33 protein-coding genes are annotated in these 26965 nt (G+C 51.6%); 1 reads left to right on the top strand and 32 read right to left on the bottom strand.

Going from position 1 to position 26965, the window contains the following annotated elements; all coding sequences use genetic code 11:
• Nucleotides 1-152: 152 nt before the first annotated feature.
• The 32 genes from ACL02P_RS04750 to ACL02P_RS04595 all read right to left on the bottom strand — a co-directional run bounded on the left by ACL02P_RS04750 (nucleotide 153) and on the right by ACL02P_RS04595 (nucleotide 25923).
• Nucleotides 153-1499, bottom strand: coding sequence for a hemolysin family protein (locus tag ACL02P_RS04750; RefSeq protein WP_412836882.1), 1347 nt, complete (start codon nucleotides 1497-1499; stop codon nucleotides 153-155).
• Nucleotides 1500-1814: 315 nt separating this feature from the next.
• Nucleotides 1815-1988 (bottom strand): hypothetical protein, encoded by a 174-nt coding sequence (locus ACL02P_RS04745; protein WP_260071693.1) that lies wholly within the window; start codon nucleotides 1986-1988, stop codon nucleotides 1815-1817.
• A gap of 268 nt (nucleotides 1989-2256) precedes the next feature.
• Complete coding sequence (locus ACL02P_RS04740; protein WP_323076727.1) at nucleotides 2257-3114, bottom strand: protein-glutamate O-methyltransferase CheR; 858 nt, start codon at nucleotides 3112-3114, stop codon at nucleotides 2257-2259.
• A complete protein-coding gene (gene ndk, locus ACL02P_RS04735; protein ID WP_412836881.1) occupies nucleotides 3105-3548 on the bottom strand; it encodes a nucleoside-diphosphate kinase in 444 nt (147 codons plus the stop codon). Before ndk ends, ACL02P_RS04740 begins: the two co-directional genes overlap by 10 nt.
• Before the next feature lie 120 nt (nucleotides 3549-3668).
• A complete protein-coding gene (locus ACL02P_RS04730) occupies nucleotides 3669-4643 on the bottom strand; it encodes a polyprenyl synthetase family protein (protein ID WP_412836880.1) in 975 nt (324 codons plus the stop codon).
• Nucleotides 4640-5509, bottom strand: a complete 870-nt coding sequence (locus ACL02P_RS04725) for a menaquinone biosynthesis protein (protein ID WP_323076728.1) — start codon at nucleotides 5507-5509, stop codon at nucleotides 4640-4642. Before ACL02P_RS04725 ends, ACL02P_RS04730 begins: the two co-directional genes overlap by 4 nt.
• A complete protein-coding gene (locus ACL02P_RS04720) occupies nucleotides 5490-6107 on the bottom strand; it encodes a UbiX family flavin prenyltransferase (RefSeq protein WP_009225880.1) in 618 nt (205 codons plus the stop codon). The genes ACL02P_RS04725 and ACL02P_RS04720 overlap by 20 nt, the downstream gene beginning before the upstream one ends.
• Nucleotides 6107-6979 carry a UbiA-like polyprenyltransferase gene (locus ACL02P_RS04715; protein ID WP_009225879.1) on the bottom strand — a complete coding sequence of 291 codons (873 nt, stop codon included), beginning with the start codon at nucleotides 6977-6979 and terminating at the stop codon, nucleotides 6107-6109. Before ACL02P_RS04715 ends, ACL02P_RS04720 begins: the two co-directional genes overlap by 1 nt.
• Nucleotides 6972-7700: a demethylmenaquinone methyltransferase gene (locus ACL02P_RS04710; protein ID WP_009225878.1), complete on the bottom strand. Its 729-nt coding sequence runs from the start codon at nucleotides 7698-7700 to the stop codon at nucleotides 6972-6974. Before ACL02P_RS04710 ends, ACL02P_RS04715 begins: the two co-directional genes overlap by 8 nt.
• A 12-nt stretch (nucleotides 7701-7712) precedes the next feature.
• Nucleotides 7713-8585, bottom strand: coding sequence for a heptaprenyl diphosphate synthase component 1 (locus ACL02P_RS04705; protein WP_009225877.1), 873 nt, complete (start codon nucleotides 8583-8585; stop codon nucleotides 7713-7715).
• 124 nt (nucleotides 8586-8709) lie between these two features.
• Nucleotides 8710-9249, bottom strand: coding sequence for a hypothetical protein (locus tag ACL02P_RS04700; protein ID WP_412836879.1), 540 nt, complete (start codon nucleotides 9247-9249; stop codon nucleotides 8710-8712).
• 113 nt (nucleotides 9250-9362) lie between these two features.
• Nucleotides 9363-9611, bottom strand: coding sequence for a trp RNA-binding attenuation protein MtrB (gene mtrB / locus ACL02P_RS04695; RefSeq protein WP_009225875.1), 249 nt, complete (start codon nucleotides 9609-9611; stop codon nucleotides 9363-9365).
• A gap of 119 nt (nucleotides 9612-9730) precedes the next feature.
• The gene (locus tag ACL02P_RS04690; protein ID WP_009225874.1) at nucleotides 9731-10003 is read right to left on the bottom strand and encodes an HU family DNA-binding protein; all 273 of its coding nucleotides are present in this window, start codon (nucleotides 10001-10003) and stop codon (nucleotides 9731-9733) included.
• 490 nt (nucleotides 10004-10493) lie between these two features.
• Nucleotides 10494-11972 (bottom strand): stage IV sporulation protein A, encoded by a 1479-nt coding sequence (gene spoIVA, locus ACL02P_RS04685; RefSeq protein ID WP_260071273.1) that lies wholly within the window; start codon nucleotides 11970-11972, stop codon nucleotides 10494-10496.
• Between the two features lie 401 nt (nucleotides 11973-12373).
• Nucleotides 12374-13129 carry a DUF3939 domain-containing protein gene (locus ACL02P_RS04680; RefSeq protein ID WP_009225872.1) on the bottom strand — a complete coding sequence of 252 codons (756 nt, stop codon included), beginning with the start codon at nucleotides 13127-13129 and terminating at the stop codon, nucleotides 12374-12376.
• 37 nt (nucleotides 13130-13166) lie between these two features.
• Entirely contained in the window at nucleotides 13167-13517 is a 351-nt protein-coding gene (locus tag ACL02P_RS04675) for a 2Fe-2S iron-sulfur cluster-binding protein (protein ID WP_009225871.1), read from the bottom strand.
• Nucleotides 13518-13527: 10 nt separating this feature from the next.
• Nucleotides 13528-14163: a hypothetical protein gene (locus tag ACL02P_RS04670; RefSeq protein WP_009225870.1), complete on the bottom strand. Its 636-nt coding sequence runs from the start codon at nucleotides 14161-14163 to the stop codon at nucleotides 13528-13530.
• Between the two features lie 42 nt (nucleotides 14164-14205).
• Nucleotides 14206-14385: a DUF2768 family protein gene (locus ACL02P_RS04665; protein WP_009225869.1), complete on the bottom strand. Its 180-nt coding sequence runs from the start codon at nucleotides 14383-14385 to the stop codon at nucleotides 14206-14208.
• A 145-nt stretch (nucleotides 14386-14530) separates the two neighbouring features.
• A complete protein-coding gene (locus ACL02P_RS04660; protein WP_009225868.1) occupies nucleotides 14531-14803 on the bottom strand; it encodes a stage VI sporulation protein F in 273 nt (90 codons plus the stop codon).
• A gap of 304 nt (nucleotides 14804-15107) precedes the next feature.
• Nucleotides 15108-16148, bottom strand: coding sequence for an NAD(P)H-dependent glycerol-3-phosphate dehydrogenase (locus tag ACL02P_RS04655; RefSeq protein WP_009225867.1), 1041 nt, complete (start codon nucleotides 16146-16148; stop codon nucleotides 15108-15110).
• Complete coding sequence (plsY, locus tag ACL02P_RS04650) at nucleotides 16141-16752, bottom strand: glycerol-3-phosphate 1-O-acyltransferase PlsY (RefSeq protein ID WP_009225866.1); 612 nt, start codon at nucleotides 16750-16752, stop codon at nucleotides 16141-16143. Before plsY ends, ACL02P_RS04655 begins: the two co-directional genes overlap by 8 nt.
• 11 nt (nucleotides 16753-16763) lie before the next feature.
• Nucleotides 16764-18086 (bottom strand): ribosome biogenesis GTPase Der, encoded by a 1323-nt coding sequence (gene der / locus ACL02P_RS04645; protein ID WP_036645810.1) that lies wholly within the window; start codon nucleotides 18084-18086, stop codon nucleotides 16764-16766.
• Nucleotides 18087-18277: 191 nt separating this feature from the next.
• The gene (gene rpsA, locus ACL02P_RS04640; protein WP_016311778.1) at nucleotides 18278-19513 is read right to left on the bottom strand and encodes a 30S ribosomal protein S1; all 1236 of its coding nucleotides are present in this window, start codon (nucleotides 19511-19513) and stop codon (nucleotides 18278-18280) included.
• A 200-nt stretch (nucleotides 19514-19713) separates the two neighbouring features.
• Nucleotides 19714-20295 carry a lysophospholipid acyltransferase family protein gene (locus ACL02P_RS04635; RefSeq protein ID WP_009225863.1) on the bottom strand — a complete coding sequence of 194 codons (582 nt, stop codon included), beginning with the start codon at nucleotides 20293-20295 and terminating at the stop codon, nucleotides 19714-19716.
• A gap of 6 nt (nucleotides 20296-20301) precedes the next feature.
• Nucleotides 20302-21000, bottom strand: coding sequence for a (d)CMP kinase (gene cmk, locus ACL02P_RS04630; RefSeq protein ID WP_009225862.1), 699 nt, complete (start codon nucleotides 20998-21000; stop codon nucleotides 20302-20304).
• A gap of 115 nt (nucleotides 21001-21115) precedes the next feature.
• Nucleotides 21116-21325 carry a hypothetical protein gene (locus ACL02P_RS04625; RefSeq protein WP_323076740.1) on the bottom strand — a complete coding sequence of 70 codons (210 nt, stop codon included), beginning with the start codon at nucleotides 21323-21325 and terminating at the stop codon, nucleotides 21116-21118.
• A gap of 109 nt (nucleotides 21326-21434) precedes the next feature.
• Nucleotides 21435-22088: a flagellar brake protein gene (locus ACL02P_RS04620; protein ID WP_323076741.1), complete on the bottom strand. Its 654-nt coding sequence runs from the start codon at nucleotides 22086-22088 to the stop codon at nucleotides 21435-21437.
• A 147-nt stretch (nucleotides 22089-22235) separates the two neighbouring features.
• Nucleotides 22236-23603 carry a germination protein YpeB gene (gene ypeB, locus ACL02P_RS04615; protein ID WP_323076743.1) on the bottom strand — a complete coding sequence of 456 codons (1368 nt, stop codon included), beginning with the start codon at nucleotides 23601-23603 and terminating at the stop codon, nucleotides 22236-22238.
• Nucleotides 23604-23683: 80 nt separating this feature from the next.
• Complete coding sequence (locus ACL02P_RS04610; RefSeq protein WP_260071251.1) at nucleotides 23684-23836, bottom strand: hypothetical protein; 153 nt, start codon at nucleotides 23834-23836, stop codon at nucleotides 23684-23686.
• A gap of 91 nt (nucleotides 23837-23927) precedes the next feature.
• The gene (gene prsW / locus ACL02P_RS04605; protein WP_260071252.1) at nucleotides 23928-24620 is read right to left on the bottom strand and encodes a glutamic-type intramembrane protease PrsW; all 693 of its coding nucleotides are present in this window, start codon (nucleotides 24618-24620) and stop codon (nucleotides 23928-23930) included.
• A gap of 85 nt (nucleotides 24621-24705) precedes the next feature.
• The gene (locus ACL02P_RS04600; protein WP_009225856.1) at nucleotides 24706-25326 is read right to left on the bottom strand and encodes a genetic competence negative regulator; all 621 of its coding nucleotides are present in this window, start codon (nucleotides 25324-25326) and stop codon (nucleotides 24706-24708) included.
• 201 nt (nucleotides 25327-25527) lie between these two features.
• The gene (locus ACL02P_RS04595; protein WP_036645806.1) at nucleotides 25528-25923 is read right to left on the bottom strand and encodes a hypothetical protein; all 396 of its coding nucleotides are present in this window, start codon (nucleotides 25921-25923) and stop codon (nucleotides 25528-25530) included.
• Nucleotides 25924-26010: 87 nt separating this feature from the next.
• Between ACL02P_RS04595 and ACL02P_RS04590 the strand changes: the two genes are divergently transcribed.
• On the top strand, nucleotides 26011-26919 hold the full coding sequence (locus ACL02P_RS04590) for a polysaccharide deacetylase family protein (RefSeq protein ID WP_407673903.1): 909 nt from the start codon (nucleotides 26011-26013) through the stop codon (nucleotides 26917-26919).
• Nucleotides 26920-26965 lie beyond the last annotated feature (46 nt).

The raw sequence follows: 26965 nt of genomic DNA, 5'->3' as shown, positions 1-26965 counted from the left end.
TGTTTGATGCATTCTGTCACGTGGTGAATTCACTTATCCTGTTCATACCCTCTCGGATTTCTCTTACCATACGCGGTCCGAGGCCAAGCCCTGCCCGGATTTTCGCGCCTCACGCTTCGAGGTTCACCAAAATCCGGGGGCCTTGATCCATCTTAAGAATCTGCGGAAACCGGATGAACTGCATATGCTTGCTCCGGGTTAGTCCGTCGGGTGGCTAAAAGCTTGCGAATGCGATGCTGACCCACTTCCCGAACAGCGAAAACATAACCCCCGTATTCGAATTCCGGTCGTTCATTCACCGTTGGTATCCGCTTCAACTGTCCGATCATAAACCCGCTTAGCGTATCATAGTGGTCGATCGGAAGCTTAATATCCAAGATTTTCTGGGCGTCGTCAAGGGACATCGTACCGCTGAACAGATAACTGCCTTCGCCAACCTGCTCGTATTCCCGTTCCTCCTCGTCGTGTTCGTCATAGATGTTGCCGACGATTTCCTCCAGCAAATCCTCCATCGTTACGATGCCGGCGGTTCCCCCGTATTCATCAACGACAATCGCCATATGAATGCGGTTTTGCTGCATCTCCTCGAACAGCTCATTTGTTTTTTTGGAGATCGGAATAAAATAAGGCGGCGTCACCAGCTTCCGCAAATCCCAATTCTCCTTATCCTCCGTGCGCAAAAAGCGGATCAAATCCTTGCTGTGCAATATCCCGATCAGATTGTCAACCGTATCCTCATACACCGGGAAGCGGGTATATTGCTCCTTGTCTGCGATTTCAGCCACAGTCTGCTGATCGGCATCGGCCGGAATCGCCACGACGTCAATCCGGTGCGTCATAATATCAGACACCGTCAAATTGTCGAAGTCAAAAATGTTGTTAATCATCAGACGCTCGCTGGGCTGGATCGTTCCCATTTCCTCACCGGTATCCAGCATCATACGGATCTCCTCCTCGGAGACTTCCTCCTCCTTGGCGTTCGGATCGATGCCAAACAACCGCACCAACAAGTTGGTTGACGTAGTCAGCAGCTTCACGAATGGCGAAGTTACCTTGGATAACACAGACAACGTCGTCGCCGCAAACATCGCCATCGCTTCGGCCTTGTTCATCGCGACCCGCTTCGGCACCAACTCACCCAGCACCAACTGGAAGTAGGAGAGAAGCAAAGTGATGACGATCAGCGATAGTGTGCTCAGTACGTTTTCGGGGATCGGCAGCCCCATCCGGATTAAATAAGCCGCCAGGTCGTCGGCAAAGCTCTCCCCGGCGAAAGCACTGGCAAAAAAGCCCGCAAGGGTGATGCCAATTTGAATCGTCGCCAGGAACTTGCTAGGCTCGCCAAGCAAACCCACGATGACCTTCGCTTTCCGATGGCCTTGCCCTGCCATCGCCTTAATTTTATTATCATTCAGGGAGATCAAGGCGATTTCCGATGCGGCAAAAAAGGCATTAATCAAAACCAAGATAAAGACAACTAAAAGTTCCAACAATCCCATGCACCTCCAAAAGTTTCCCACGTCACTCAAGCGGGTAAACGAACGCAAAAAGGCATAACCCGCCGTCACTAAATTGACGCAGGCTATGCCTGAATTTCTCCTACGAATAGGTTATTTATCCATTGTAATACGTTGCTACTCTCCGGGTCGTCCGAATCGTACATGAATGAAATCTCTCCTGACCTGAATTTATAACTATTATAGAAAGTCACCTTGGCGGCTGTCAAGAACGCCTCTACCGAGAACGCAAAAAGCGCCGTTCCCCGCCCTGCTTGGCGATGTCGGCGCTATTTAACTGGTATGGGCGCTTGCAGCTTATCTGAGGCCTGAAGCTGGTTGATTTTCCAAAGCGGCGGAACGCCGGGGATCCACCGGAAAATCCTCAAGCATCACCTTGAGGTGCGAACCTTCGATGCCAAGCACCTGCGCGCATTCCTGCGGCGTCAAGAATCCCCGCCGATAAGCTTCGATCACTTTTCGCTTGTCCATGATCTGACCTCCATTGACTATATGGTCCAAGTATAGGAAAGATCAAACCATTCTATACTATCGTTTTGGCTTCTTATCGCGAAGTAACTCATGTGAAGCGAATACGGCATCGAATCTTGAATTCAGATGCTCGCTCCGTTGCTCACGTAGGTTTCCCTACGCTCCGCTACTCACTCACCTCTTCATCCAACCTTCTCGGCGCTAAGAACCCAAAATTTTTAATCATGAAGTAGCTCGTGTGAAGCGAATTCGACTTCGAATCTTGAATTCAGTTGCTCGCTCCGTTGTTCCCTTCCCCCTTCTTACGATAAAAGAACGTTTCCGCCGCTTCCAAATCGTATTGGCCAGGGGAGAAAATTTGCTCCGTGCTGCCGACGAACAGGACGCCGCCGGGACGCAGCGCACGCGAAAACTTATGATAAAGCCCTTGTTTTGCTTCTTCGGTAAAATAAATCATCACGTTGCGGCAAACGATCAGGTCAAAGCCCTCTTCAAACGGATCGAGCAGCAGGTTTTGCTTCTTGAACGTGACGGCCTTCTTCAGCTTCGGATCAAAGCGGAACATCGGGCCTTCCGGCGTAAAATAACGCTCGGCGACCGCCTTCGGCACATCCTTCAGCGAACGCTCCAGATATAATCCTTCCTGGGCTTTCCCGAGCGCTCCTTCATCAATGTCCGTTGCCAGCAAATAGGTGTTCGCTAGAAGCCCCAGATCTGCGAGAATCATCGCCAACGTGTATGGCTCCTCTCCCGTCGAACAGGCCGCGCTCCACACCTTCAGCCGGGGCCGCCCGGCGGCCAGCCCCGGCAGCACCGAGTCCCTCAGCACTTCCCAGCGATTGGGGTTGCGCCAAAATTCAGATACGTTAATCGTCATCTTGTCCAAAAATTCATAAAATAACTGCTTGTTGCTCAGCATCGCCGTATAAAAATCAGCAAACTTCGAATAGCCGTTCTTATTGCGCAGCGTCGTCAAACGCCGCTTCATTTGCGCTTCCTTGTATTGGGCCAAATCGATGCCCGTGCTTTTTTTAATGTTCTGGATAAAGCCGAGATAATCCGGATCCGGTGCCGTCTCTGTGTTGTCTACCCGAGGGATGTCGGGAAAAATCCGGTTCAAATCCATGGGCTCACGCTTCTCGTATACTGTAGTAGCTCATGAGGCTCAAAGAAGTTGGCGATTTCTCGCTCCGCACTCTCTACTCCGTCGGAACCATGAATCAGATTAAACGGCGTATGGGCGGCAAAATCCCCCCGAATCGTGCCGGGAAGCGCCTCGGTGACTTTCGTCTTGCCGATTACCATGCGGGACAAGTTAATGATGTCATCCCCTTCCCATACCATGGCAAATACCTGCCCAGAAGTAATGAAGCCCACCAGTTCGTCAAAGAAAGGCTTGCCCTCATGCTCCGCATAATGTCTCTTCGCCTGCTCTTCTGTCACTTGAACCAGCTTGCCTGCGACGAGTTGAAATCCCTTATCCTCGAACCGGCTGATAATTCTGCCGATCAGCCCGCGCTGTACGCCGTCCGGCTTAACCATTAAAAACGTTCTTTCCATGGTTCCCCTCCCGAATTTAACAGCATCATTTGCGATTCAAACCTCATTCCCACCTTCCTCCAGGAAGGCGGTTTCACCTGCATTTTACCAGAAACTTGCGAAACAGGTAAAGCGATAAGATTAATAGGAGCGTTTGTTAACAAATTCTGCAATGTCCTGTAAATGGGAGCGCGCCGCTGTATCCGGCAGCTGCTGCAACGCCGCCAGCGCTTTTGCAATATAGCGGTCGGCCAGCGCCTCCGCTTTGCCAATGCCCGGGCTTGTCCGAATCATTTCGATCGCACGGGACACATCCCCGCTGCCGTCTCCGGCCTGGATGCCGCGAATTTCCCGAAGCAGCGGCTCTCTTAAATCAGGCTCCTGCAGAGCGTAAAGCACAGGAAGCGTGATGTTGCCCTGGCGCATATCGCTGCCCGGCGGTTTACCGATCGTCTTCTCAGTACCAAATAAATCAAGCAGATCGTCGCGAATCTGGAAGGCCATGCCCACGTTGTACCCGTACCGGTACAGCAGCGCACTCACTTTGGCCGGAGCATCTGCCGCCATGGCTCCCAGCTGACAGCTGATGGCGATGAGCAAAGCGGTTTTCCGCCGGATGCGCAGCAAATAGTTGCGTACGCTTTGCTCCGTGTTGAAAAAATCGCGGATCTGCTCCATTTCCCCGATCGACATCTGCACCATCGCTTTGGCCAGTATGCGGTGTATGTATGGATTTGCGAGCTCGGATACCTGCATCAGGGCCTTGGCGTAGATGTAGTCGCCGGTATACATGGCGATCCGATTATCCCACTTCGACTTTACCGTCGCTTTGCCCCGCCGCGTGTCGGCATCGTCGATCACGTCATCGTGAACGAGTGACGCCGAATGGATGAGCTCCAGCGGCACAGCGATATACTGCAGCTTCTGCAGATCGTAGTTCCCAAACTTCCCGCCAAGCAATACGAAGACCGGCCGCAGCCGCTTCCCGCCTGCCTTCAACAAGTGCAGGGACGTCTTGCTGAGCAGTTCGTCATCGCCGTCGATGCTGCGGTACAGCTGGCGTTCGATAAAATCCATATCTTTTTTTAACGCACCGAAAATATCCAGTAGTTTCATTCTTTCACCCGTGTCAGCAAATTGTCACTCCATATCTCCAGCTCTACTCGATGATCCAGCAGCCCCATTTCATAGGCATAGTCAAAATACAACGAAAGTCCTTGGCGGTGCGATTCATTAAAATCATAGCGGATGTTCTGAGTAAAATAATGCCGCCAATAATCCGCCGTACCGCCAATTTCGGCGCAAGCCTTGGCCACGAGCGGGGATACATCACTTAAGCTCTTACGTTTGCTTTCCACAAAGGCTTCCGTCACTTCAGCCAAATAGTCGCCGTGGGCTTCGGCAAACGACTTCTGAACGGCCCAGACCGCAAAGGTCATACCATAGCCGGTCCATGATTTCCAAACTTCCCCCAAATCGGTAACGATATAATCGTGATCCCGCCAGGATGCCTGAATCGCGTGATCGCCGATCAACAGCGCGCCGTCGCTTTCTGCCATCATCAGATCCAAATCAGGCTCACTGTCCCAATACTCAGGTTTGCCACCGTAAGCTTTTTCCATAATGATCTTCAGCAAATTGACCGAAGTTGCCGACGTATTCGTTAGCGCAATCTTGCCGTTCGCAATTTCCTCCGGCGGCTTCCGCGAGAACAGCAGAATCGAACCCACCGGCCCATCGGAGCTGACGGAAAGATCCGGCAGCAGCAGGAACCGCTCCGAGCCGTACCCGTAGGCAAAAGAAGACACCGGGGAAATATCCAGCATCCCGCCAAGCATCCGGCGGTTCAGCTTCGAAGGGACCTCGGTGACGAGTTGGCTCACTTGGGACAGGCGCGTCACATCAAAATAATGAAAAACGGGCCAGACGTTGCTGTATTTGATTTGGCCGATGAGGATGTTTTCATTCTCCCGATTGTTCATTCTGATCCCCCCATCTCTTGAATAACGCATGCTCGATGCCCAGATTGTCGAGCACTTTACCAACTAAAAACCGGACCAGATCATCAATGGTCTGCGGTCCGAAATAAAATGCCGGCATCGCCGGGATGATGCGCACGCCAAGTCGAGCCAGCTTCAGCATGTTCTCCAAATGGATCGCATGCAGTGGCGTTTCGCGTGGCACCAGCACAAGCGGCCGGCCTTCCTTCAGCATGACATCGGCTGCCCGAGCCATCAGATTGTCGGACGTTCCGTTTGCGATCGAAGACAGGGTTCCCATCGAACAAGGCATAACGATCATCCCGTGCGTGAGGAAAGAACCGCTGGCGATCGAAGCCCCAATATCCGCGATCGGATGGTATACCAGCTTCCCGGGAAGCTGACCGAAATGTTCCTCCAACGTCGCCTCCCGATCGCTCGTGTTCCAACCGAGCTCCTCCTTGATCACTCGCCACCCTGCATTGGATACAACGAGATGCACGAGGAAGTTCATACCTAACAGCGTTTCAATCAGCTTCACTCCATAGATCGAACCACTGGCCCCAGTTATGCCGACAACAATCGATTTCCCTTTATCCATTAGAAATGTCGCACCACCAAATCAATCAATGTGAAGGAAAACACAACGATGCTCAGCACGCCGTTCATGGTGAAGAACGCGGTTTGCAGCCGGCTGAGATCGCTCGGAGAAACGATATGGTGCTCGTAAAACAAAATAGCATACGCAATAATCATGCCCACGACATACCACCAGCCCAAATCCGTCAACAGCAGCAAAGCGATAAAGCCCAGCGCGGTGATGATATGAAACGCTTGAGCAATCTTCAGCGATTTAGCGACACCAAACCGAACAGGAATGGAATAAAGACCTTCCTTCGTATCGAAATCAACGTCCTGGCAGGCGTAAATGATATCGAAGCCGGCAATCCAAAAGGTAATCGTTACATAAAATACCATTGCTGTCCAATCAACTTGTCCAGTTACAGCCGCCCAGCCGCCGAGAGGAGCTAAGCCGATCGTCAGACCCAGTATGACGTGGCAGAGCCAAGTAAAACGTTTCGTGTAGGAGTACAAAACCAACATGATGACGGCGATAGGCAACAGCTTTAATGCTAAGGGGTCTAGCTCGGCAGCGGCCCAGAACAACAAGGCAAAAGAGAGAATGATGAACAACACGACTTCGCCTATTTTTAAAAGTCCCGCCGGGATTGCGCGGTTTGCGGTACGAGGGTTCTTCGCATCGATGACCCGGTCAATAAGACGGTTCAGCCCCATCGCCGCACTTCGTGCGCCAAACATCGCCAACAGCACCCACCCGATCTGTGCCCAGGACGGCAGCTCATGGTTAATCATTTCAGACCCGAGCAGCGCGCCCATGAAAGCGAACGGTAAAGCGAATACCGTATGTTCAAACTTGATCATTTGCAGGAAAATTACCATTTTCTTAAACATGTTGCGTCTCCTTCGTTCCGATGTGCAAGGCGGCAATTCCGCCGGTTAAAGGATACGCTTCAACCCGGGTAAGTCCCGTCTCCCGGAAAATCTCCGCCAGCTCCGCACGGCCAGGAAACTGGACGAGGGAATCGGGAAGCCATTTGTACTGTTCATATCGTTTTGCCACCAGTTTGCCAAGCATCGGAAGCACATTTTGAAAATAAAAATAATAAAGTCCTTTGAACGGCTGCCAGGTTGGCTTGGACAATTCCAGGCAAACCACCTTTCCTCCAGGTTTTACGACGCGCCGCATTTCCCGCAGCACCTGGCGGAGATCAGGTACATTACGCAGACCAAAACCGATCGTCACGTAATCAAACCGGTTGTCTTCAAACGGCAGCTCCATCGCATTCCCTTGAACCAAGGTGATCCGCGACTCCAGCCCGCGCTCCTTTACTTTGAGGCGTCCGTATTCCAGCATCCGTTCACTAAAATCCAGGCCGATGATCTGCCCCCCGCTGGCTTCCGCCATGCTGATCGTCCAATCACAGGTACCGCAGCACAGGTCAAGCGCGGTCTCCCCGGGGGACATGTTCATTTTGGCCATCGTGAATTTCCGCCACGCTTTGTGACGCCTGAAGCTAAGCAAGTCGTTCATCATGTCGTATTTCGGAGCGATGCTCTCGAATACAGAATGCACGAACTGCTCTTTGGTCTCGGATGAAGATGTTTGGCTCATTTACTAATCCCCCTACCCTTCTTGCACGGAACGGCGTGACGGTGAAAGCACAGCGATAAACGGCTCAAGAATCGACTTGAGCTCCGTTCGCGCGGTTTCCTTCTTGCATTCATGCAGCAGCGATTGGACGTGATCCACCGATTGGTGCAGCATAGACAGCAGTTGTTCCTTGATATTGTATTTCACAAGCATCAGCGACCAGTCCCGCTCGCCGACTTTGCGGGTGGAGAGCGCAGTTTTATCCTCGGAGGATCCGGTTTCCATGATGCGCAAATAGGCGTAACCTTTACGTTCGTGCGGCAGCTCAGAAGTAGACCGGATTTCTTCCAGCATGACTTCGCAGCGGCTTAACTCCGCCAGCAGCTTCTGCCATAAGCTTTGGACCGACTTGTCCAGGATCTCCGTAAAAGAAAGAAAAAGCCCCATTTTGACATGGACGCATTCCTTCAGATAGTCTTCCGCAGGCAATAACATCTGCTTCAACTTGCTGTACAGCTGGACCTTCAAGCGGTTCACCTCACAGATGGCCGAGCTCATCAACGGGACCATGCCGATCTCCCCGGCTCCAGCTAGCAGATGATAAAACACGCCGCTGAAATAGTCACCGGCCAGCACCTTGAGCTGGCGCGAACGCATGGCCCGGGTTGCTTCCCCCAGTCCGGACTCCAGATCGATGCGATCATGGGTGTCCATGCCAAGCTGCACGAGGAACGCGGCCAGCGCACAGGTCTCAGCTGACTCCAGCGACAGCCCCTCCCGCTCGGTTAAAAACGTATAAAGCAAACGAACACGGGGCACCGGAAACTCCGGAAGCGCCGTGTATGCGGTAATCATGTCGTAACTGACATATTTATTTGCCAATTCTGTTATGCGATAAGGTTTCATCCTTTGCCTCCGAGCCGCTGATCTTTCAGTAATAAAGATGTCACAATCTTGTCTATTATAGCATATGTTTTTTCACTGCGCACAGAGGCTATACGCGAAATCAACTCATCGGTCAATTCACCGGTTACTCCTGTAGAAAACGAGACTGCCACAGCTTTGTTTCCGTCATCCGCATGCGCAACCGCAACTCTTCGGGCATCTCACCGCTCCCGACATGCCGAAGAAGGTCCAGCTCCTCGGCCGAAAATTCGGTACGCCGAACATCGGCAGCCAGCAGCAGATATTTGGTGCCAAGCCAACGGTCCTCCGCCATCAATCTCAGCAGCAGCTGATCGATATTGTTGGTGCGTTCGAACGCAAACGAGATCATTTCCGCCATTCCCCGGTACACGTCTGCTGCACGAACCTGGTCGCCCTCAACCTTCAGGTCAACGGACAAAATATCTCGGTTCAGCTCCACTTTCGCGATGGGCACCGGAAGCTGCAACGGGGCCAAAGCATCCACAAGGTTCTCCTCGGTGAGCTCCGCTGGGGACGTACCCGCAAACACCGCTGCTACCTGCCGCTGACGGGCAGGATGCTCGCCAAGCCAAGCTGCGCCCGCCATCGCCAGCGCGCAGACGAACGTTAACAGGATGGCCCGAACGGCTATGTTCCGTTTCATGGGGCATTCTCCCTTCTGGTACACTCGGACAGCGCAAATCTGCCTTTGTCCATACGGTTCTTATACCCCATTCTACATAGAAAAAAAGCAGGCTATGCCTGCAGATTTGAAAATCATTCTTCCGTATCGATCAAGCCGTGCTTCGTATAGACGAGCGCTTTGCCGCGAATCTTGACGGCGGAGGTGTGATCGGTAAATTGGGCGATGAGCACCTCACCCTTGTCCAACTTCTCGGTGTGGTGAAACCGCGTATCCTTCCCCCGGGTCAGCCCGATGACCGTAACGCCTTGTTCTTTGGCCTTAACCACGAAATAGTCTCCGCCCGCGGCAGATGGATCGTTACCGTGTTGCTGGTTATCCATGTGGCAGCGCCTCCCCCTTCACATTTTTGACAGACTGCTTCTTTTTTAAGCCTCCATGAAAAGAAAAAGCCGTGAACGAGAAGCCCACGGTCTTTTGCACGGAAGATACGTAGAAATCTTTATTTAATTCCGTCTTTGAGCGCTTTACCTGGTTTGAAAGCAGGAATTTTGCTCGCAGGGATTTCGATTTCCTCTCCGGTTTGCGGGTTGCGGCCTTTACGGGCGGAACGCTCGCGGACTTCAAAGTTACCGAAGCCAACCAGTTGAACTTTATCTCCGTTCTGCAGCGCTGTGGAAATCGCATCAAAAACGGCGTCAACCGCTTTAGTCGCGTCTTTCTTGGACAGCTCAGTACTTTCTGCAACTTGAGCAATCAAATCGGATTTGTTCATGTGTATTTCACCTCCCACCAAGGAAAATAATACCACTTGCTATTTGTGTTTCCGTTTTACCGCAGAATATACGTGATTTATGCAATTCATTACGTACAAGTTCCCGAAAAACGTGATGAAATCGCGCTTTCGGGGACGCGGAACAAATTTATAGTAATACAGCCCATGCATAATTTCAAGCTATTTCAAGGCTTCCCGGCGATATTTCCTCAATTCGCCCTACAAATTGGACCTTTCCGCCCCCCAAATAACAAAACAACCGCACGCAGCCAAAATACAGCATACGCGCGGTCATTGAGGAGGAATTGCAATTAGTAAAGATTAAAAATTCGGCTTTTCAGCACCGAGAAGGTTGGATGAAGCTAGGGACTGAGTAGCGGAGCGTACATAGAGGTACGTGAGCAACGGAAGGCCCGGCTGAATTCAAGATTCGACGCCGACTCCGCTTCCTCAGGTTAGCTTCGTGATCAAAAGCCGAATTTTTAATTACCTATAGAATGATGGCGATGAGGCCGCCGGAGCCTTCGTTGATAATCCGCCCCAGCGTTTCCTGCAGCTTGTAACGTGCGTTATCCGGCATCATGGCAATTTTGCCTTGAATGCCTTCGCGTACGATCGAGTGCAGGGATCTGCCGAAGATGTCGGATTCCCAAATCTTGATCGGATCGTTCTCGAAATCCTGCATCAGGTAGCGGACAAGCTCTTCGCTTTGCTTCTCGGTCCCGATGATCGGCGCAAATTCCGACTCGACATCGACGCGGATCATATGGATCGATGGTGCCGTCGCCTTCAGCCTTACCCCGAAGCGGGAGCCTTGACGGATCAGCTCTGGCTCATCCAACGCCATTTCCGCAAGCGTCGGCGCAGCGATACCGTAACCGGTCGTTTTGACCATTTCCAGCGCCTCGGCGAACCGGTCGTATTCCCGTTTCGCGTGCGTGAATTCCTGCATCAGCTGCAGCAAATGGTCTTTGCCGCGAATTTCTACACCCACCACTTCCATCAGGATGCGATCATACAGATCATCCGGCGCATACAGATCGATCTCCGCTACACCTTGACCCATATTCAGTCCGCTCAGACCAGCTCGATCGATAAAATCGTATTCCATGAAATTTCCGACAACCCGGTCGACATCGCGCAGACGGCGAATATCCTTAACCGTGTCACGGACGGAGTTCTCAAAATTGGTGCGCAGCCAGTGGTTCTCGTTCAGTACCATCACCCAGCTAGGCAGGTTGACGTTGACCTCATGTACCGGGAACTCATACAGAACTTCCCGGAGGACACCGGTCACGTCTTCTTCCGTCATTGTCGCTGCGCTGAGCGCAAGGACCGGAATGTCATATTTTGCGGCCAACTCACCGCGGAGTTGCTGTGTTTCCTCACTGTTTGGACGCGTCGAGTTGATCACCAGCACAAATGGCTTGCCGACCTCCTTCAGTTCGGCAACCACCCGCTCCTCAGATTCCACGTAAGAATAACGCGGAATATCGGCGATCGTTCCATCCGTCGTCACTACAACCCCTAACGTGGAATGTTCCTGGATGACTTTGCGCGTTCCGATTTCCGCAGCCTCTTGGAACGGAATCGGTTCTTCAAACCATGGGGTGGAGATCATTCGCGGCCCATTTTCGTCCTCGTAGCCTTTTGCGCCTTCCACGGCGTATCCGACGCAATCGACGAGTCTTACGTTTACCTCGAGTCCTTCAGCCACCTTGATTTGCACCGCATTGTTCGGGACAAACTTCGGTTCGGTCGTCATAATAGTTTTGCCGGCGGCGCTTTGCGGAAGTTCATCTACCGCGCGGACTCGATCTGCTTCATTTGCGATGTTCGGGAGTACGACAGTTTCCATGAATCGCTTAATAAAGGTCGACTTCCCGGTACGGACGGCACCGACGACCCCTAGATAGATGTCGCCTCCAGTTCGTTCGGCAATGTCCTTAAAAATGTCCACTTTCTCCAATACCAATGATATCCCCTCCTCAAATTTCGCCGAAGGAAAAATGCCCCGAGAGCATCCGCTTCGTGATTCGTCATGATTTTGGGCCTCGCTGCTGCGGCAGGAGCGGCAGCCCCTCTTGCCCGTGTCCGCCGCCGCAAACCTGTGGAAAGAACCTGAACGAAGCGGCGTAAACTCGTACATGCATTTGGACTAGTAACATCTTATGTACCAGATGCGAGAATATGACGGTTAAAACCGTCCAAGCCCGTTTTTTTTGCGGGGCCGCTCATTCAACCCGAACAAGGCGGGCACTTAACCGCCATACTCCCATTTGTATGACTCTATCGGAAAAAGTATGACGCCTCAGGGATAGGAGAAGAGAGAAAAGAAAAACCTCCCGAAATCATTCGAGAGGTTTCTTCTTAATTGAGATATGGTACGGGTTCGCTTCCGTTCCAACGGTAAGGCGGCGACTTCACCGGAACGAACGCGGAGCGGTCCGTCAACCAGGTGCGCAGATCTTCGTCGCCTTGCGGCGTTTTCCCAGACTGATCGATCGCCTGCATAATATCAAAAGCGTAATCCACGTACACATTGCCCTGCTTGTCCATCAGGTAGGAAAGGGTCTCCCCGGAATAGACACTGGTCAATGCCAAGCTGTCGGCCTTAAGCAACGGGAGATCAACCGTATACAGACCCGGATAGACCTCACCATTGGCCTCGCCCGGGAGAGCATCTCCGTGGCTTGTACGGTAGCTCAGCACTTTGTGCTGGACGTCGTTCACCTTCTGAATCGTGTTTAAATCCATTACTTTAACCGTAGGGTCGGTTTCCTCATCGATAACGAGAAAATAGACGCTTCCGCCCTGCTCAAAGGCTGCCGCCGGAAGCTCATCCAAATAACCTTCCCGCTTCAATTGGTTCAAATCGATCTTGTATTTCTCGTATCGCGGAGTATCCTCCCCGGCAGTAATGATCGGCAGGATCCCCTTATCTTCCTGAAAACGATCCAAAGCCCGTTGAACCCGGTCCACGCTCTCCATATAGGAAACCGGGCCGCCCTGCTGCCTCTCCCCGCGGTACAAACAGCCTGACAGCAGCGAGGTCGTTAACGCCAATAAGACAACCAGCGCCGCTGATCTCAAGCAGGTATGCTTCAAATAACGTAACTTCGTCATGTTGAAAATCTCACCTTATCCCCTTCCGTACTTGCCGTTACCATAATTCCTCCTCTTCCCGCTGCCGTTCCAGCTGTTTGCGAATCGCCGCCTTGAGCGGGTCCTTCGGCAGCTGAACCACCACATCCCCCCGGATCTTCGCCTGACAGGCCAGGCGCATCCCCTGGTCCAACAGCGGGCCAAGCTTGCGGCGCTCCGCATCGCTCGGAGGAGTTAACGCGGCAGCGTGCTCCGGATCGACCTGAACTTTGCACATCAGACAGCCGGCATTCCCACCGCATCGCGTCGCTAAATGAATTCTAGCTCCACGGGCAGCCCTCAGAACCGAAGTGCCCGGCCGGACTTGAACGGTTTTCCCGGACGGCAGAAACGTAATACGTCCTTCCACGATCCGCTCCTTAAGCCTTCCTGCCGCGATATTCGCGCCATGGCCGAGAGAGCAGCGGGCGATCCAACAACTCAGCCATCCGTCCAACCCAATCCGCCGACCATTCGTTCCGTTTCAACAGCTCGTCCAACAGGGGCAGATGTCGATCCGGCTCTTTACGGATCATCCCCGCAATCGGCAAATAGCGATCCGGACGCTCGCGCAGGAGGTTAAACACCAATTCATGGGCTAACGGCATGACCCATAAAGCGCTATCACGCAATTTCACACGCTGCGCGGCCGGCGCTAGCAACGCTTCTATCTCCGTCCGATAGAACGCCCCGGCGGTATGGACTTCAAATCCGCCTACCAGCTCAATTGTCGACTCGCCAATACGGTAATGGCTTAACCGGGAGGTATAGATTCCGCTCCGGTCATGACGCGGCTGGTCCGTCGCAAACTGCCGGAGCCGCTCGTGCAGCCGGTCGGCGGTCGCCAGATCCGCATAGACGTCGATATCCCGCGGAACCGTCGCAAGCTCAACCCCCTGGAGCCACAATCCGCAGCTTCCCCCTAGCAGCCACTTGCCCTCCATTCCACAGCTTTCGGCCAGCTTGCATAATTCTTCGGTTAAATCGGCATAGGCTTTGCTATCTTGTTGTTGCATATCTCTTCCTCTTCTCTTGGGTTCAGTGATGTAGAGGTTCTGTCAAGTAATCGACACAAGCCCGGTCAAAAAGCCCACCAGCATAATAAAAAAGGCAAGGAGCGATAAGATTCCCTTAATCCACCCTTTGGTTTTCGTCCGTGCAAATGTGATCAAAAAGACCGAGACCCCCATGATCAATACGGCGGCGATCGATAGCCACATCTTCGTCATTGCATCCATCTGTTTATTTCACCTACTATTTTTTGCTTTAATATGATCCATATTATAGCATTATGCGGTCTTTCAGGCTACGCGCTGGCCAAAACTAAACAAAGCCCCGCGGCATACGGCCGCAGAGCTTAAGGGCAATAAGGATCACCTTTATTTATTTTTTAAGCATTAACTTCATTAAGGCTTCCATATTGGACGGATTCATGCCGCTTTTTTTCACGGCGTTCACGATCTCGTGAATCGTGCTTTCCGACACGGGAACTTTCGCCATCGCCGATACTTGCTTGATCAGCTTACGTAGTTCGGCTTCATTTTGAATGGTTGATGGCTTTACGGTGCTGGCCAGCTTTTTGACCGAACTTTCCGAGATCGCTTTACCCGTCTTCTTGTTGATGGCATTCAAGGCCTCTTTGGATATCTTGCTCACGCTTTCGCCTCCTCCGTTGTCCTCTTCAACCAATGTATGAGAGGGCGGAGGTAAAGGTGATATTCCCCAGCAAAACGGGCTCTAACGGCGATATCAAAAGCCGTGTCTGGTAACTCCAATTTCAATAAAGGTTCAAAAAGGCGGCTTTTCAGCACCGAGAAGGTTGGATGAAGCTGGGACTGAGTAGCGGAGCGTAGGCAGACCTACGTGAGCAACGGAAGGCCCTGCTGAATTCAAGATTCGATGTCGAATCCACTACTTTGAAGATGCTTCGTGATCAAAAGACGAATTTTTGAACTTCCGCTCAAGTGTGCCATTGTTCCCAGGTTTCTAGGGACATCACTTCCATCTCCGTTTTCCGGTCGCGTCCCATCAGCGCCTCTACAGCGGTGCGCGGGTCCAGCCCCTCGAATAGGACGTGGTAAAGCTGAGCCGCAATCGGCATCTGCACCTGATACTTCTCAGAGATGGCATGGGCCGCTTTCGTTGTGCGAATGCCTTCTACAACCATGCCCATCTGGGTTAATACTTCCTCCAGCGGTTTGCCTTCGCCCAGCATAAACCCAGCTCGCCAGTTCCGGCTGTGCCGGCTGGTTGCCGTCACGACCAGGTCGCCGACCCCGGCCAAACCGGCAAAGGTCAGCGGGTTGGCTCCCATTTCAACGCCGACCCGCGTAATCTCCGCAAGACCGCGGGTAAGCAGTGCCGCCTTGGCGTTGTCCCCGTAGCCCAGTCCATCGGACATTCCGGCGCCCAGCGCGATGATATTTTTTAAAGCCCCGGCAAGCTCCACGCCTACCATATCCCGGTTGGTGTAGACGCGGAAATACGGGTTCATGAACAGGTCCTGAGCCAATTCAGCCTGGGCCGCGTCCTGTGCAGCGACAACCACAGTGGTCGGGCAGCGTTTCACAACTTCCTCCGCATGGCTAGGACCGGACAATACAACAATACGCCCCTCTTCACAGCCGAGTTCCTCCGCGATCACCGTCGACATCCGCTTCATGCTCTCAATCTCAAAGCCCTTGGTGGCATGCACCAGCAGCATATCCTCATGCCAGAAAGGCTTTAGTGATCGAGCAACCTCACGAACCGCCGAGGACGGCGCAACCATCACGACCGCTTTCGCACCGGTCACTGCGGCTTCCAAATCAGTGGTTGCCGTAAGGCGAGGCGACAAGTCCACGCCAGGCAAAAAACGTTCATTGCGATGTTTCGTATTGATTTCATCCTGTTGCGCTTCGCTACGTGTCCACAAGGCAACTTCCATGTCTTTGTCGGCGAGCACACTGGCGAGTGCCGTTCCCCAACTGCCCGCCACCAGCACGGCGGCTTTATTAGACAACGCGATCTCCTCCTTTGGATCCCAGCTTATTTTCCTTGCCGTGCACGATCTTCACGATATTCGTGCGATGTCTCCAGAAGGCGAACACGCAGATGACCAGACTCGCCCAGAAATAAGGGCCGAATTCGCCGGAGACCGCCAGAAAAATCGGCGTCAAGAAGACGAAGATAAGCGAACCAAGCGAGACGTACCGGGTAATAACGATCGATAATATCGCAATGATCCCCGCGTACAACGCAGGGAAGAAAAACAAGGTCGCCATCACGCCAATCGTGGTGGCAATCCCTTTTCCGCCGCGAAAGCGGAAATAAAGCGGCCAGTTATGGCCGACGATTGCTGCGATGCCGCACAGCGAGGCGATCCATTCGACGCCGTCGCCTAGCCAGCGGCCGATCCATACTGCGGCAATCCCCTTAAGCACATCCAGGGCCAGAACGAGAATCGCCGGGCCTTTCCCCAGTACGCGCAGTGTGTTGGTGGCTCCCGCGTTTCCGCTGCCGTGCTGGCGAATATCGATGCCTTTCAAGGCTTTCGCCAACACGACGCTGAAGCTAACCGAGCCAAGCAAATAACAAACAATTACAGCTATTACGGGTAAAATCACCTTATTCTCCCCTAACCTTCATCAGACTTGCGCCGCGTAAACAGCCGGATTGGCGTTCCCTCAAAATCAAATGCTGCCCGGATTTTGTTCTCCAGGTACCGTTCATAAGAGAAATGCATCAGCTCCGGATCGTTGACAAATACCACGATGGTCGGCGGTTTCACCGCAACCTGCGTGACGTAATTAATTCGCAGGCGCCGCCCTTTGTCCGTTGGCGGAGGATTGATGGCGATTGCATCCGACACAACATCGTTTAGCAGATGGGTCTGCACGCGCTTCGCATGCTGATCTGCGACGTGCTGAACCACCGGCAACAGTTTATGTAAACGCTGCTTCGTTTTAGCTGACAGGAAAACAATCGGGGCATACGTCATAAACAGGAAGTGGTCGCGGATTCTTTGCTCAAATTGGTGCATGGTTTTATCGTCCTTCTCAACCACATCCCATTTGTTCACGACGAAAATGGAAGCTTTACCGGCTTCATAAGCGTATCCCGCGATATGCTTATCCTGTTCGATGATCCCTTCTTCGCCGTTGATCAGAACCAGTACCACATCCGCCCGCTCGATCGCTTTCATGGCGCGCATAACGCTGTACTTCTCCGTCGTTTCATAGACCTTACCGCGTTTGCGCATCCCTGCGGTATCGATCAGGACGTACCGTTGACCGTCTTTCTCGAACGGCGTATCAATCGCATCACGGGTTGTTCCGGCGATATCGCTGACGATGACTCGCTCTTCACCGAGGATCGCGTTCACCAGCGAGGATTTCCCCACGTTTGGACGACCAATCAAAGCGACCCGGATCACGTCATCATCGTATTCGTCATCCGCGAGCTCCGGCAGATTATCCGCAATCGCATCCAGCAAATCGCCGATGCCCGTGCCATGGCTGCCCGATACCCCAATCGGCTCACCAAAGCCGAGGTTATAAAACTCATAAATATTGTCGATCCGGCCGATGTTATCCACCTTATTCACCGCGACAATGACCGGCTTGCCTGACCGGTACAACAAATTGGCGACCTCCTCGTCCGAAGTAGTCACGCCAGCCTTGGCGTCACACATAAAAACAATCACATCGGCTTCCTCGATCGCGAGTTCGGCCTGCATACGGATCGATTTGAGGATCGGCTCCTCGTCGTCGAGTTCAATCCCTCCTGTATCGATGATGCTGAACGGTTTCCCGTTCCATTCCGACGCACCGTAAATCCGGTCGCGCGTAATCCCGGGCTTATCTTCCACGATTGCCAGGCGGTCACCGATAATCCGGTTAAATATCGTGGATTTCCCCACATTCGGCCGCCCGACGATAGCCACAACGGGTCTTGCCATTGACATCCCTCCTAATACTTATTTTTGGATCCTCAAAATGGAGTTGATTCTCTATATAGGCTTCACACGTTTATTTACGGATACACGTAAATCATCATAGCAAAAAAAAGATGGCTTGGCTAACGGTCAACAACAAAAACGGCGAACCCGCTTCTTCAGGGTCCGCCGATGTTCGAGCCACTAAAACCTGATTATTTCAGTTTGCTGAGTTTATCGCCGAAGCGTTCGCCCAGCGTGATGCTTAAGCCTTGGTTGCTCAGCGATACGTTAGGGTTGTCGCCCAGGTCTTCTTTTCTCACGCTGCTGCCTTTGGAAGGTCTTTCGCTCTTCGGTGCAGGAGCCGGAGCTTCTTCCGTTTCCTTAATGCTGAGGCTTACCCGTTTCTCGCTAGGGTTCACGTCCAGCACTTTCACCTGTACCGTTTGTCCTTCTTTCAGCACTTCATGCGGAGTTCCGATATGCTTATGCGAAATTTGAGAGATATGAACGAGTCCTTCTACCCCCGGTGCGATTTCCACGAAGGCACCAAAGTTCACCAGTCGTTTAACTTCGCCTGTTACAATGTCACCGGTGTGGAATTTCTCAGCCGCTGTATCCCAAGGACCTGGTTGTGCTGCTTTGATCGAAAGGCTGATTTTGCCTTTTTCCGGATCAACTTTGAGCACTTTCACCTTCACTTTGTCGCCTTCGGACAGGACGTCAGCAGGTTTGTCAACATGGTTCCATGCGATTTCGGATACGTGTACCAATCCGTCTACGCCGCCTACGTCAACAAATGCACCAAATTGAGTCAAGCGTTGAACCGTACCTTCCAGCACTTGGCCTTCTTTCAATTCAGCCATCACTTTTTGTTTGTTCGCTTCAAACTCTTCATCAAGCACATCCTTTTGGGAAAGGATCACTTTGTTGTTCTCACGGTCAAGTTCTTTCACTTTGACGCGCAGCGTGCGGCCTTTGTAGTCGCTGAAATCTTCAACGAAGTGACGTTCTACCATCGATGCCGGAATGAAGCCGCGAACGCCTACGTCAGCGACAATCCCGCCTTTGACGACGTCGGCAACCGTAACTTCGAAGACTTCGCCGTTTTGGAACTTCTTCTCCAGCTCTTCCCAAGCGTTTTCGCTGTCAATCGCACGTTTGGATAGCACCAGGCGTTCCTTCTCGTCGTCGATGCTGACCACTTTCGTTTCTACCTCTTGGCCTACTTGCACAGCATCCGCCGCATTGTCGAGATGTACGGAGGACAGCTCGCGAATAGGAATAACACCGTCGTATTTATATCCAATGCTTACATAAGCTTGGTTATCTTCGATTTTGACGATCGTTCCTTTGACGGTGTCCCCTTTTTTCAAAGAGACGATTTGCTCCATCTCATCCTGGCTAGCGACTTCCGCAGCCTCTTGAACATTTTTTGTTTCTTCCGACATGTCAATAACCTCCTCAATTCAAAAACCCATTTATTTAAACCCGCTCTAAAGGTTGTTCAAAAAGCCAGCTTTCGATCACAAAGTAAAAAATTGACTTTTTGAGCTTCCACTTGTAGCGAAGTTCAAAACAATCCATTAAGGTATAGCTTCCCAAATGTTATCAGCCTTCATGCATCCCATCTGGCAAAGGCATGAAAAAATTAACGCTTCTTCAGCTCGGCGATGCTGGCCATGATTTTCTCCGTAGCTCGCTCGGCTGCGTCAGGTCCGCCATTCTCCTTGAACTCCGTCAGATCAACCGGCGGTCCGTAAACGACGCGCAATTTCCGAAACAATTTATAAGTGCCAATAATCGCAACCGGAATCACCGCTGCGTCACTGCGAAGCGCGAACGTCGCCGCACCTTTCTTGCCGATCATATTCGCTTCGGCGTCTTTCACCCGACGGCCTTCCGGGAAAATCCCGATGACGTGACCGTTACGGAGCAAGGTCAGCGCGGTTTTGATCGATTCTTTGCTTACGCCCCCCCGCTTTACAGGGAAAGCGCCTAGCTGCCGAATCAGCCAACTGAAGCCGAAAATGTTGAACAATTCCTGCTTGGCCATAAAATGCACCTTGCGTTCCACCATGATGCCGATGGTCGGCGGATCAAGCAAAGTTAAATGGTTGGAGCACAAGAGCACTCCGCCTTCTTTGGGGATATGCTCCAAGCCGCTTACCTCAAAGCGATACAACAGCTTATAGAGGATGCGAAGCACACTTCGACAAAAACGATAGATCATCCAGGCTCAACTCTCACTTCCATAGGTTCTGCACATTGCTACGATGTGGTCGGCCACTTCGTCCAAGGACATCTGCGTCGTATCCAGCAGCTGAGCATCCTCTGCCTGCCGCAGCGGGGAAACCTCCCGCTCCCGGTCCAGCCGGTCTCGCTCTTCAATCGATCGCACGAGGTCATCGAAGGAAATCTTGTCCTGCTCCTTCATTTCCTTGTAACGCCGACGTGCCCGTTCCTCAACGCTCGCGGTCATGAACACCTTCACTTCCGCATCAGGTAATACGCAAGTGCCGATATCGCGTCCGTCCATGACGACGCCTTTGCGCAAAGCCATTTGCCGCTGCAATGAGACAAGCCGATCGCGCAGCCCCTCGATTTGCGCATATCGGGACACTTGGGCATTCACGGCTAACGAGCGAATCTCTTCCGTGACGTCTCGACCGTTCACCCGGACCTGTTGCCCCTGTTCTCCAGGCAGCAATTCGATATCCAATTCAGGTAAATGCTGCAGCACTTTGTCCACTTCGTCTGGTCCGATCCCTAGCTGCAGAAAATACCAAGTTGCCGCCCGGTACATCGCCCCGGTATCGACGTAGACATAATGCAGTCTACCGGCAACCATTCGAGCTATCGTACTTTTCCCTGCCCCCGCAGGACCGTCGATGGCGATGTTGATTTTCTCATGGGTTGTAGACGTCTCGCTTGCCAAAGGGGCATTCCTCCTCAAAACAAATCCTCAAGAAAAAAGCAGGCATTGCCTGCGACGTGAAAATTATACCACAGATAACAAAGGGATGCAAAAGAAACGCGCTTGCTTTTCCCGATTAATTCCCTTGTTCTCTGTGAATGGGCACCCCTTCATATTTGTCTGCAGAGGCTAGAACATATCGCAATTCTGGAATCCGTAGCAAGAGTTGAAACAGGCATAATGCTGCCAATAAAACCAGTAAACTCCGTTTTATCCATCTTTCCACCTTGTCCGAGAAAGACAGAAACAGTTCCGTATAAATTTCGTCGTCTTGCGTTTTTTTCATTTCGATTTCCCTCCCTGGTTAGCCACACGAACACGGGTGGATTTCAATACGTTAATGTATAGCTTATCCATATTGGGAAATCGGAAATACCTCCATTGAGCGGATGAAATCAGCGATTTTTGAAATCAAACTGTCGCTCGAAGCAATACCGAATCAGCTTTTGCCGTTCAAGGTCCGAAATGCTTACGAATTTCAGCATGACAATCGTGCGCCCGGTTTCCAGCTTCTTCATCCGAACAACTTCCGCTTCAAAAGGCACATGGTCGATCGTACCATTTTTGAACGGGATGAGCAGCCAGCAAAAGAGCAGATCCCCCTGAGCCAGCTTAAATTCGCTGCTGCAGCTGAAGGAGACCCCGCCGCCGCCAACATCCTCCGTATATGTTACAAAGCGCACGCCGTCCTTCATGAGCACGGCGATTTCCAATTTGGCGACCACTCGCAAAAAATTGCGCCGTTGGATTTTCGTAATCGTTTCCGGCTCAGGCTTGCAAATACGTACTAATTGAACAACGTCGTCGGCAAAACCGAGCACATATGTATTAAAGTAGTTTTTCACTCCGTTTTCTGTCAGGAAATACACGGATAATTCGTCCCCGATGTACAGCTTTCTGATGCGTCCGCTCCCGATCTCGATCGGCACTTCGATCAATAACGATTCTTCTTCCACGTCCGCGATCCGTGATTTACATTCCTTCTCATCATTCGGCTTCTCCACCGAGGCGACTTGAATGTATACAAGATCGTTCACTTTAGGAAACAAGCTTGCCACCGTCCTATGTCATGGTTGTACTTCTATCTTTTGATTATAGCACGGCGCGAGGCGGCTGGACTTAAATAATTCGTTGAAAAATCAAAAAGGAATCTTCCGGACAACCGGAACATTCCTTTGAAGTTGCCGCGCAGAGAATCAGGAAGACTTCGTTTCTCCTTGATTGTTGCGGCTGCGAATCTCTTCGATCATCTCTTCATTGCCGTTCTCAGCGTTGATGAAGATTTTGTACTGCGATCCGTTAATCGAACCGCCGAATTCGTAGGTGAGCACCTTCTCTGCTTGCTCGTTCTCGATGAGCGCGAGACGATGATATTTCTCTTTGTACTCCGGATTCAGAAATTTACGCGCTTGCTGCAAAGTCAGTTTAGGTTTTCCGACATTTTCCCGGTTTTCACGTTCATACACGTAGTCGCTGGCCTGCATCCCGGTCACCTGCCCGTTGTCCAGTGCAACTCGGATCGTGATTTTCTCCGGATAAATGAGCACGTCGCCTTGCTTGCTGACGAACGTGAAGTTCCCTTCATTATCGAACTCATCATAAGAAACGGCCGCTAGCCCCGGATACCCTTTGTTTTCCAGGAAATCTTTGGCCCGCTGTTTCGCCGTGCTCACATCCACCGCTTTCGGTCCGATGGGGCGATGGTAGACATAGGAGATCAAATGGCCGCCGTTCCGGGTAAAATCAAGCGACCAAGACTCGTCGCCTTTTTTGTTCTTCAGGTTGGCCGTATACGAGGCCCACTCCGTTCCTTTCCCGTTCTCTACGACTTGGATGTTCTCTGCGCTCTGCACGCCCGTAAAAGCCGCCGTTTTACGTTTAATTTCCTCAACGGTGATCGGACTACCGCCCAGCTTCTTCACCGAACGTTTATTGTACATGCTGGAGATGGACGGCCCCCAATCCAACTCTGGGTATTCGCCAACCTTTTTATCTACGGTTTTAAAGCCATCGATAATCGTATTGTCCCGCGGCTCCTTCTCGCTAGCCAGCGCCGTCTCGACGTCCATCCAGCGCAGGCGATTCGCGATAACCTTGTTTTGTACGCCTTGCAGGTCTTGGGCGATTTGCGCCGAGCTTTTGTACAGCTCTTTCAGATTTTTTAACTCGTTTTCGGTTAAAGGCTGCTTCGTCAAATCACGAATCGCGGTCTGGTACGAGAACTTCGCGATACGAGACAGAAACTCTTCCGTTTTATTAAACGGGAGCAAGGTTAACGGAAGCTGGTTGATTTCGTTTTGCGCCTCGCTCGTGATGCGCCATACGTTCACCAGCCCTTTACGTTGGGCACCGGTGGAGGCCGAATTTACCGCCAAGGTGTTGCCCAATTCCGTATGCAGCTTGTCCACGTGATAAGACAAATCATGGAACGCCCGCTGATATTGGTTTTCCGCCTTGATCAGAATCGAGTTTTTCTCCTGGTTCTCCTGATACCCCCACACCAGGGCGCCGATCAACAGCACGGCGGTCACTGGAAACAGAATCGCACTCAATCGTTTGTACATTGGGCTTAGCTCTCTCCCTTCTTCAACTAGGTTGGGATTAGTGTGACAAGAAGGAAAGAACTTTATGCATAATCTTCACCCTACTGAATCGCTTCTTCTTCGATCTCAAAGTTATGCTGATTATTGCATAGGCATTGCTTAAAGCCGGTTTCGATATGGCCGCGCTCTTTTTTGCCGCGCAACACAAACCGCTCGCCGCACGCTTTACAAGTAATTCGCACCTTGACGCGCACGAAAAAAGGCACCCCTTTCTAACGATCCTGCAGCCTACCTTAGCGTAGACATGCAAATTGTTAGAATCAGGATGCCCTATTCTGAGGCAAATTAATCTTGCCCCTTCGCCCCCGGCGTCAAACGGAACGGGGAACGGTTGTTGGCCCGATACATCTTCCCGAGCCCTCCGTACCAGAGGAAGGCCATAAGGGGGACGATAAACCAAATCCAATACTGCGTCGTATTGTTTAAGATCCAATCGTATACCCCATGCCAGAACAGCGGGAAGGCTAACGAAAAGATCAGGAACTTTCGAGTTTGCCCGCCGCTCGAGAATTTAGCCCGACCCAGGTAGTACCCCATCATCACCCCGAACATCGCGTGGCCGGATACGGGGAGTAGGGCTCGAACGAGCATGGTGCCAATCGAAGCGTGACTCGCAAAGGCATACAATACATTCTCAACCGTTGCGAATCCTAATGAAATTGCCGCCGCATATAAGATCCCGTCATACGGCTCATCAAATTCGGTATGGTTGTAAATCATATGAAATAATACGAACCACTTCAGCACTTCCTCTACACCGGCCGAAATGCCAAAAGCTGTAACCAACGGTCCTTCGCCCAGCCACATGGTTAACCCTCGCTGGATGATCAGGACCGGCAATACGATCAAGAAGCCAAGCAAAAACACCTTGATGACCATATGCAGCGGTTCCGCATCATACTTGTCCCTGAGATAAAAATACGTAAGCAGTGCAATACCGGGAGCAACCGCTGCGCTTAAAATCGAGAAAAAGAGCAACGGTTATCCCCCCTTATTGGCTGCTTCCGTTCTTTGTCTCTCTCTCTTCTGAATTGACATGGGTCTGCCTTCATACGAGACGTAATCAATCCTGGCGTTTGAAGTGGTTGCAAATCGTATCCACCGCATGATCAGCCATGATTAATTGCCCGTACTCTTCCAGCATCGCCGTAGTTACCGATGTCGCTTCGCCGAATTCAGCTAATACTGCAATCAGAGCAGGATGTTTGCCCTCCTCCAGTTCCTCCGGCTCCAGCTGAAGAACCCATTTTCCATTATATTTATACAGTCTGCCGGCATTGTGAAGCATCGACTTCAGCACGTGTGCCGCTTCGATTACATTCTCGAAATCGTCAAAGGAATACAGAATGGTATCACTTTGCTCCAACGTAACTTCCATCTCATAAACTTCTTCCGGCAGTTCATCCTCATAAGGCGAGCCAATCCCATGTTGATGGTGATCGTATTTGCCGCGCGTAACGATGACGACCATTCCTTGTGCAGGAAGGGCGAACACTTCCACAGCCAATGGCCCGGTGGCGTCAAAGCCCACTTCGTTATAAGCCTGATCCATCATTTCAGTGAACAGGTCATGGACTTTGGGAATTTCCTGCCACATGTCCTCTTTCTGTATACCGCGTTCGCTTAAATCGTCAAACGTGAGGAAAATCCGTATCTTATCCTGGCCTAGTCTTTCTATCTTCATACAGGATCCTCCTCTCTCTATACGTTGTTATAAAACAGATTATGAAACCTGCTGTCAAGTGTGCTGAAAATGGTTCTTTGTATGTATGTTATCACTTATTTCACCTAAATGCACGCTTTAAAATAGAACAAAAAAGAATCATTTTCCGTAACCCCATCAAGGGGGCAGAAAATGACTCTTGTGGTGGTGTTTTGAAACGGATTACAAACCTGGAACCGGGGTTTTCGCCTCTTTGAGGATGGCCTCAACTTCACGGCGCACATCGGGATCGCCTTTAATGAGGTCGGTCAGCTGCTTCAGACTGTATTCCTTCGAATGATTCGAACCGGCCGCTGATACCGTGCCGGAACTGGGATACACCTGGGCGTTGTCTGCCCCTTTAGCCTTTGTGACAGATGCAGACGCCGTATCTTCCGTTTTCAGCGCTGCCGAAATATCTTCGGTGGGGCTGTCGGTACGCTTTGAGGAGATCCCCGCAAACTTCAGGACCGAGCCTGCACCGCTCATCACGGACATCAGGCTTTGCTTCCGTCGCGAAGCCCACATCGCGGCGAAAACGCCAACCAGTAAACCGCCTAAAAATGAGGAAGATTTCACGTAAAAAACCTCCTTGGTTATGTTAAAATCATCTGTAGTGTTCGCGGATTCCCTTAAACTCATGCGGCATAAATACAGGAAAGCGAGTTGACTTCTTTGCTCCACAAGAAGCTCCTGCCCATCGCCGCCGCTTGTCTTATTCTTAGCTCATGCGGCCAAACCGATGCAACCATAACACCAGCCACATCTAACCAAAACACCGCTCCTTCTTCTGAAGCGACCGCGCCAGATGGCGCCAATGATGGCGCCAATGAATCCGGACAGGTTGGCGAACAGCCTGAGGACTCGTCATCATCAGCCGATGAACAGACCTCTTCTGAAGCGGCCGCACCTCCCCTGATGTACCACATTAATAAGGCGTATAACGTAGTGCCCAATGATGAGACCGTGGACAAGAAGGTGGTTCTCCTGACGTTTGACGACGGGCCAAAGGAGAAGGAAATGATTGACGGACTGATCGATACGCTGGATAAACACCAGGCTAAGGCGATCTTTTTTGTTAACGGGTACCGGGTTAAAGCGCATCCCGAGCTGCTGCAGCTAATCCATGACCGCGGGCAGATCATCGGAAACCACAGCTGGGATCACATCGACTTAAAGAAAGAGTCCGCGGCGAATATGCGCAAGCAAATTGAAGATGTGCAAAATATCGTAAAGGAAACCGTCGGCGAAGCGCCACGTTTCTTCCGTCCTCCCTTCGGTTCAGGGAACAAAACAACGCATCAAATCGCAGACGACAATGATCTCATTTACATGACTTGGTCCAACGGTTCCCTCGACTGGGACAGCAAAAACAGAAACAAGCCTGAGGCGGTCATCGCGAATGTGCTGGAACAGCTTCACGCTGGAAGCAACATCTTGATGCATGAGCTGCCTTGGACCGTAGAGGCGCTGGATGAATTGCTCACCCAACTGGAACAGAAAGGATATAGCTTTGTTGACCCCCGGAGTATCGGACCAGCTCCTGATCATGCAGATTCCGAAGCAGCAAAATAACAATGAATTCAAAAAACCGTCAGGAGATAACCTGACGGTTTTAATC

The sequence above is a fragment of the Paenibacillus sp. MB22_1 genome (assembly GCF_047200555.1).
GTDB lineage: Bacteria > Bacillota > Bacilli > Paenibacillales > Paenibacillaceae > Fontibacillus > Fontibacillus phoenicis.
The sequence above is the reverse complement of the archived record's forward strand: the minus strand, read 5'-3'. Positions and strand labels throughout refer to the sequence as shown.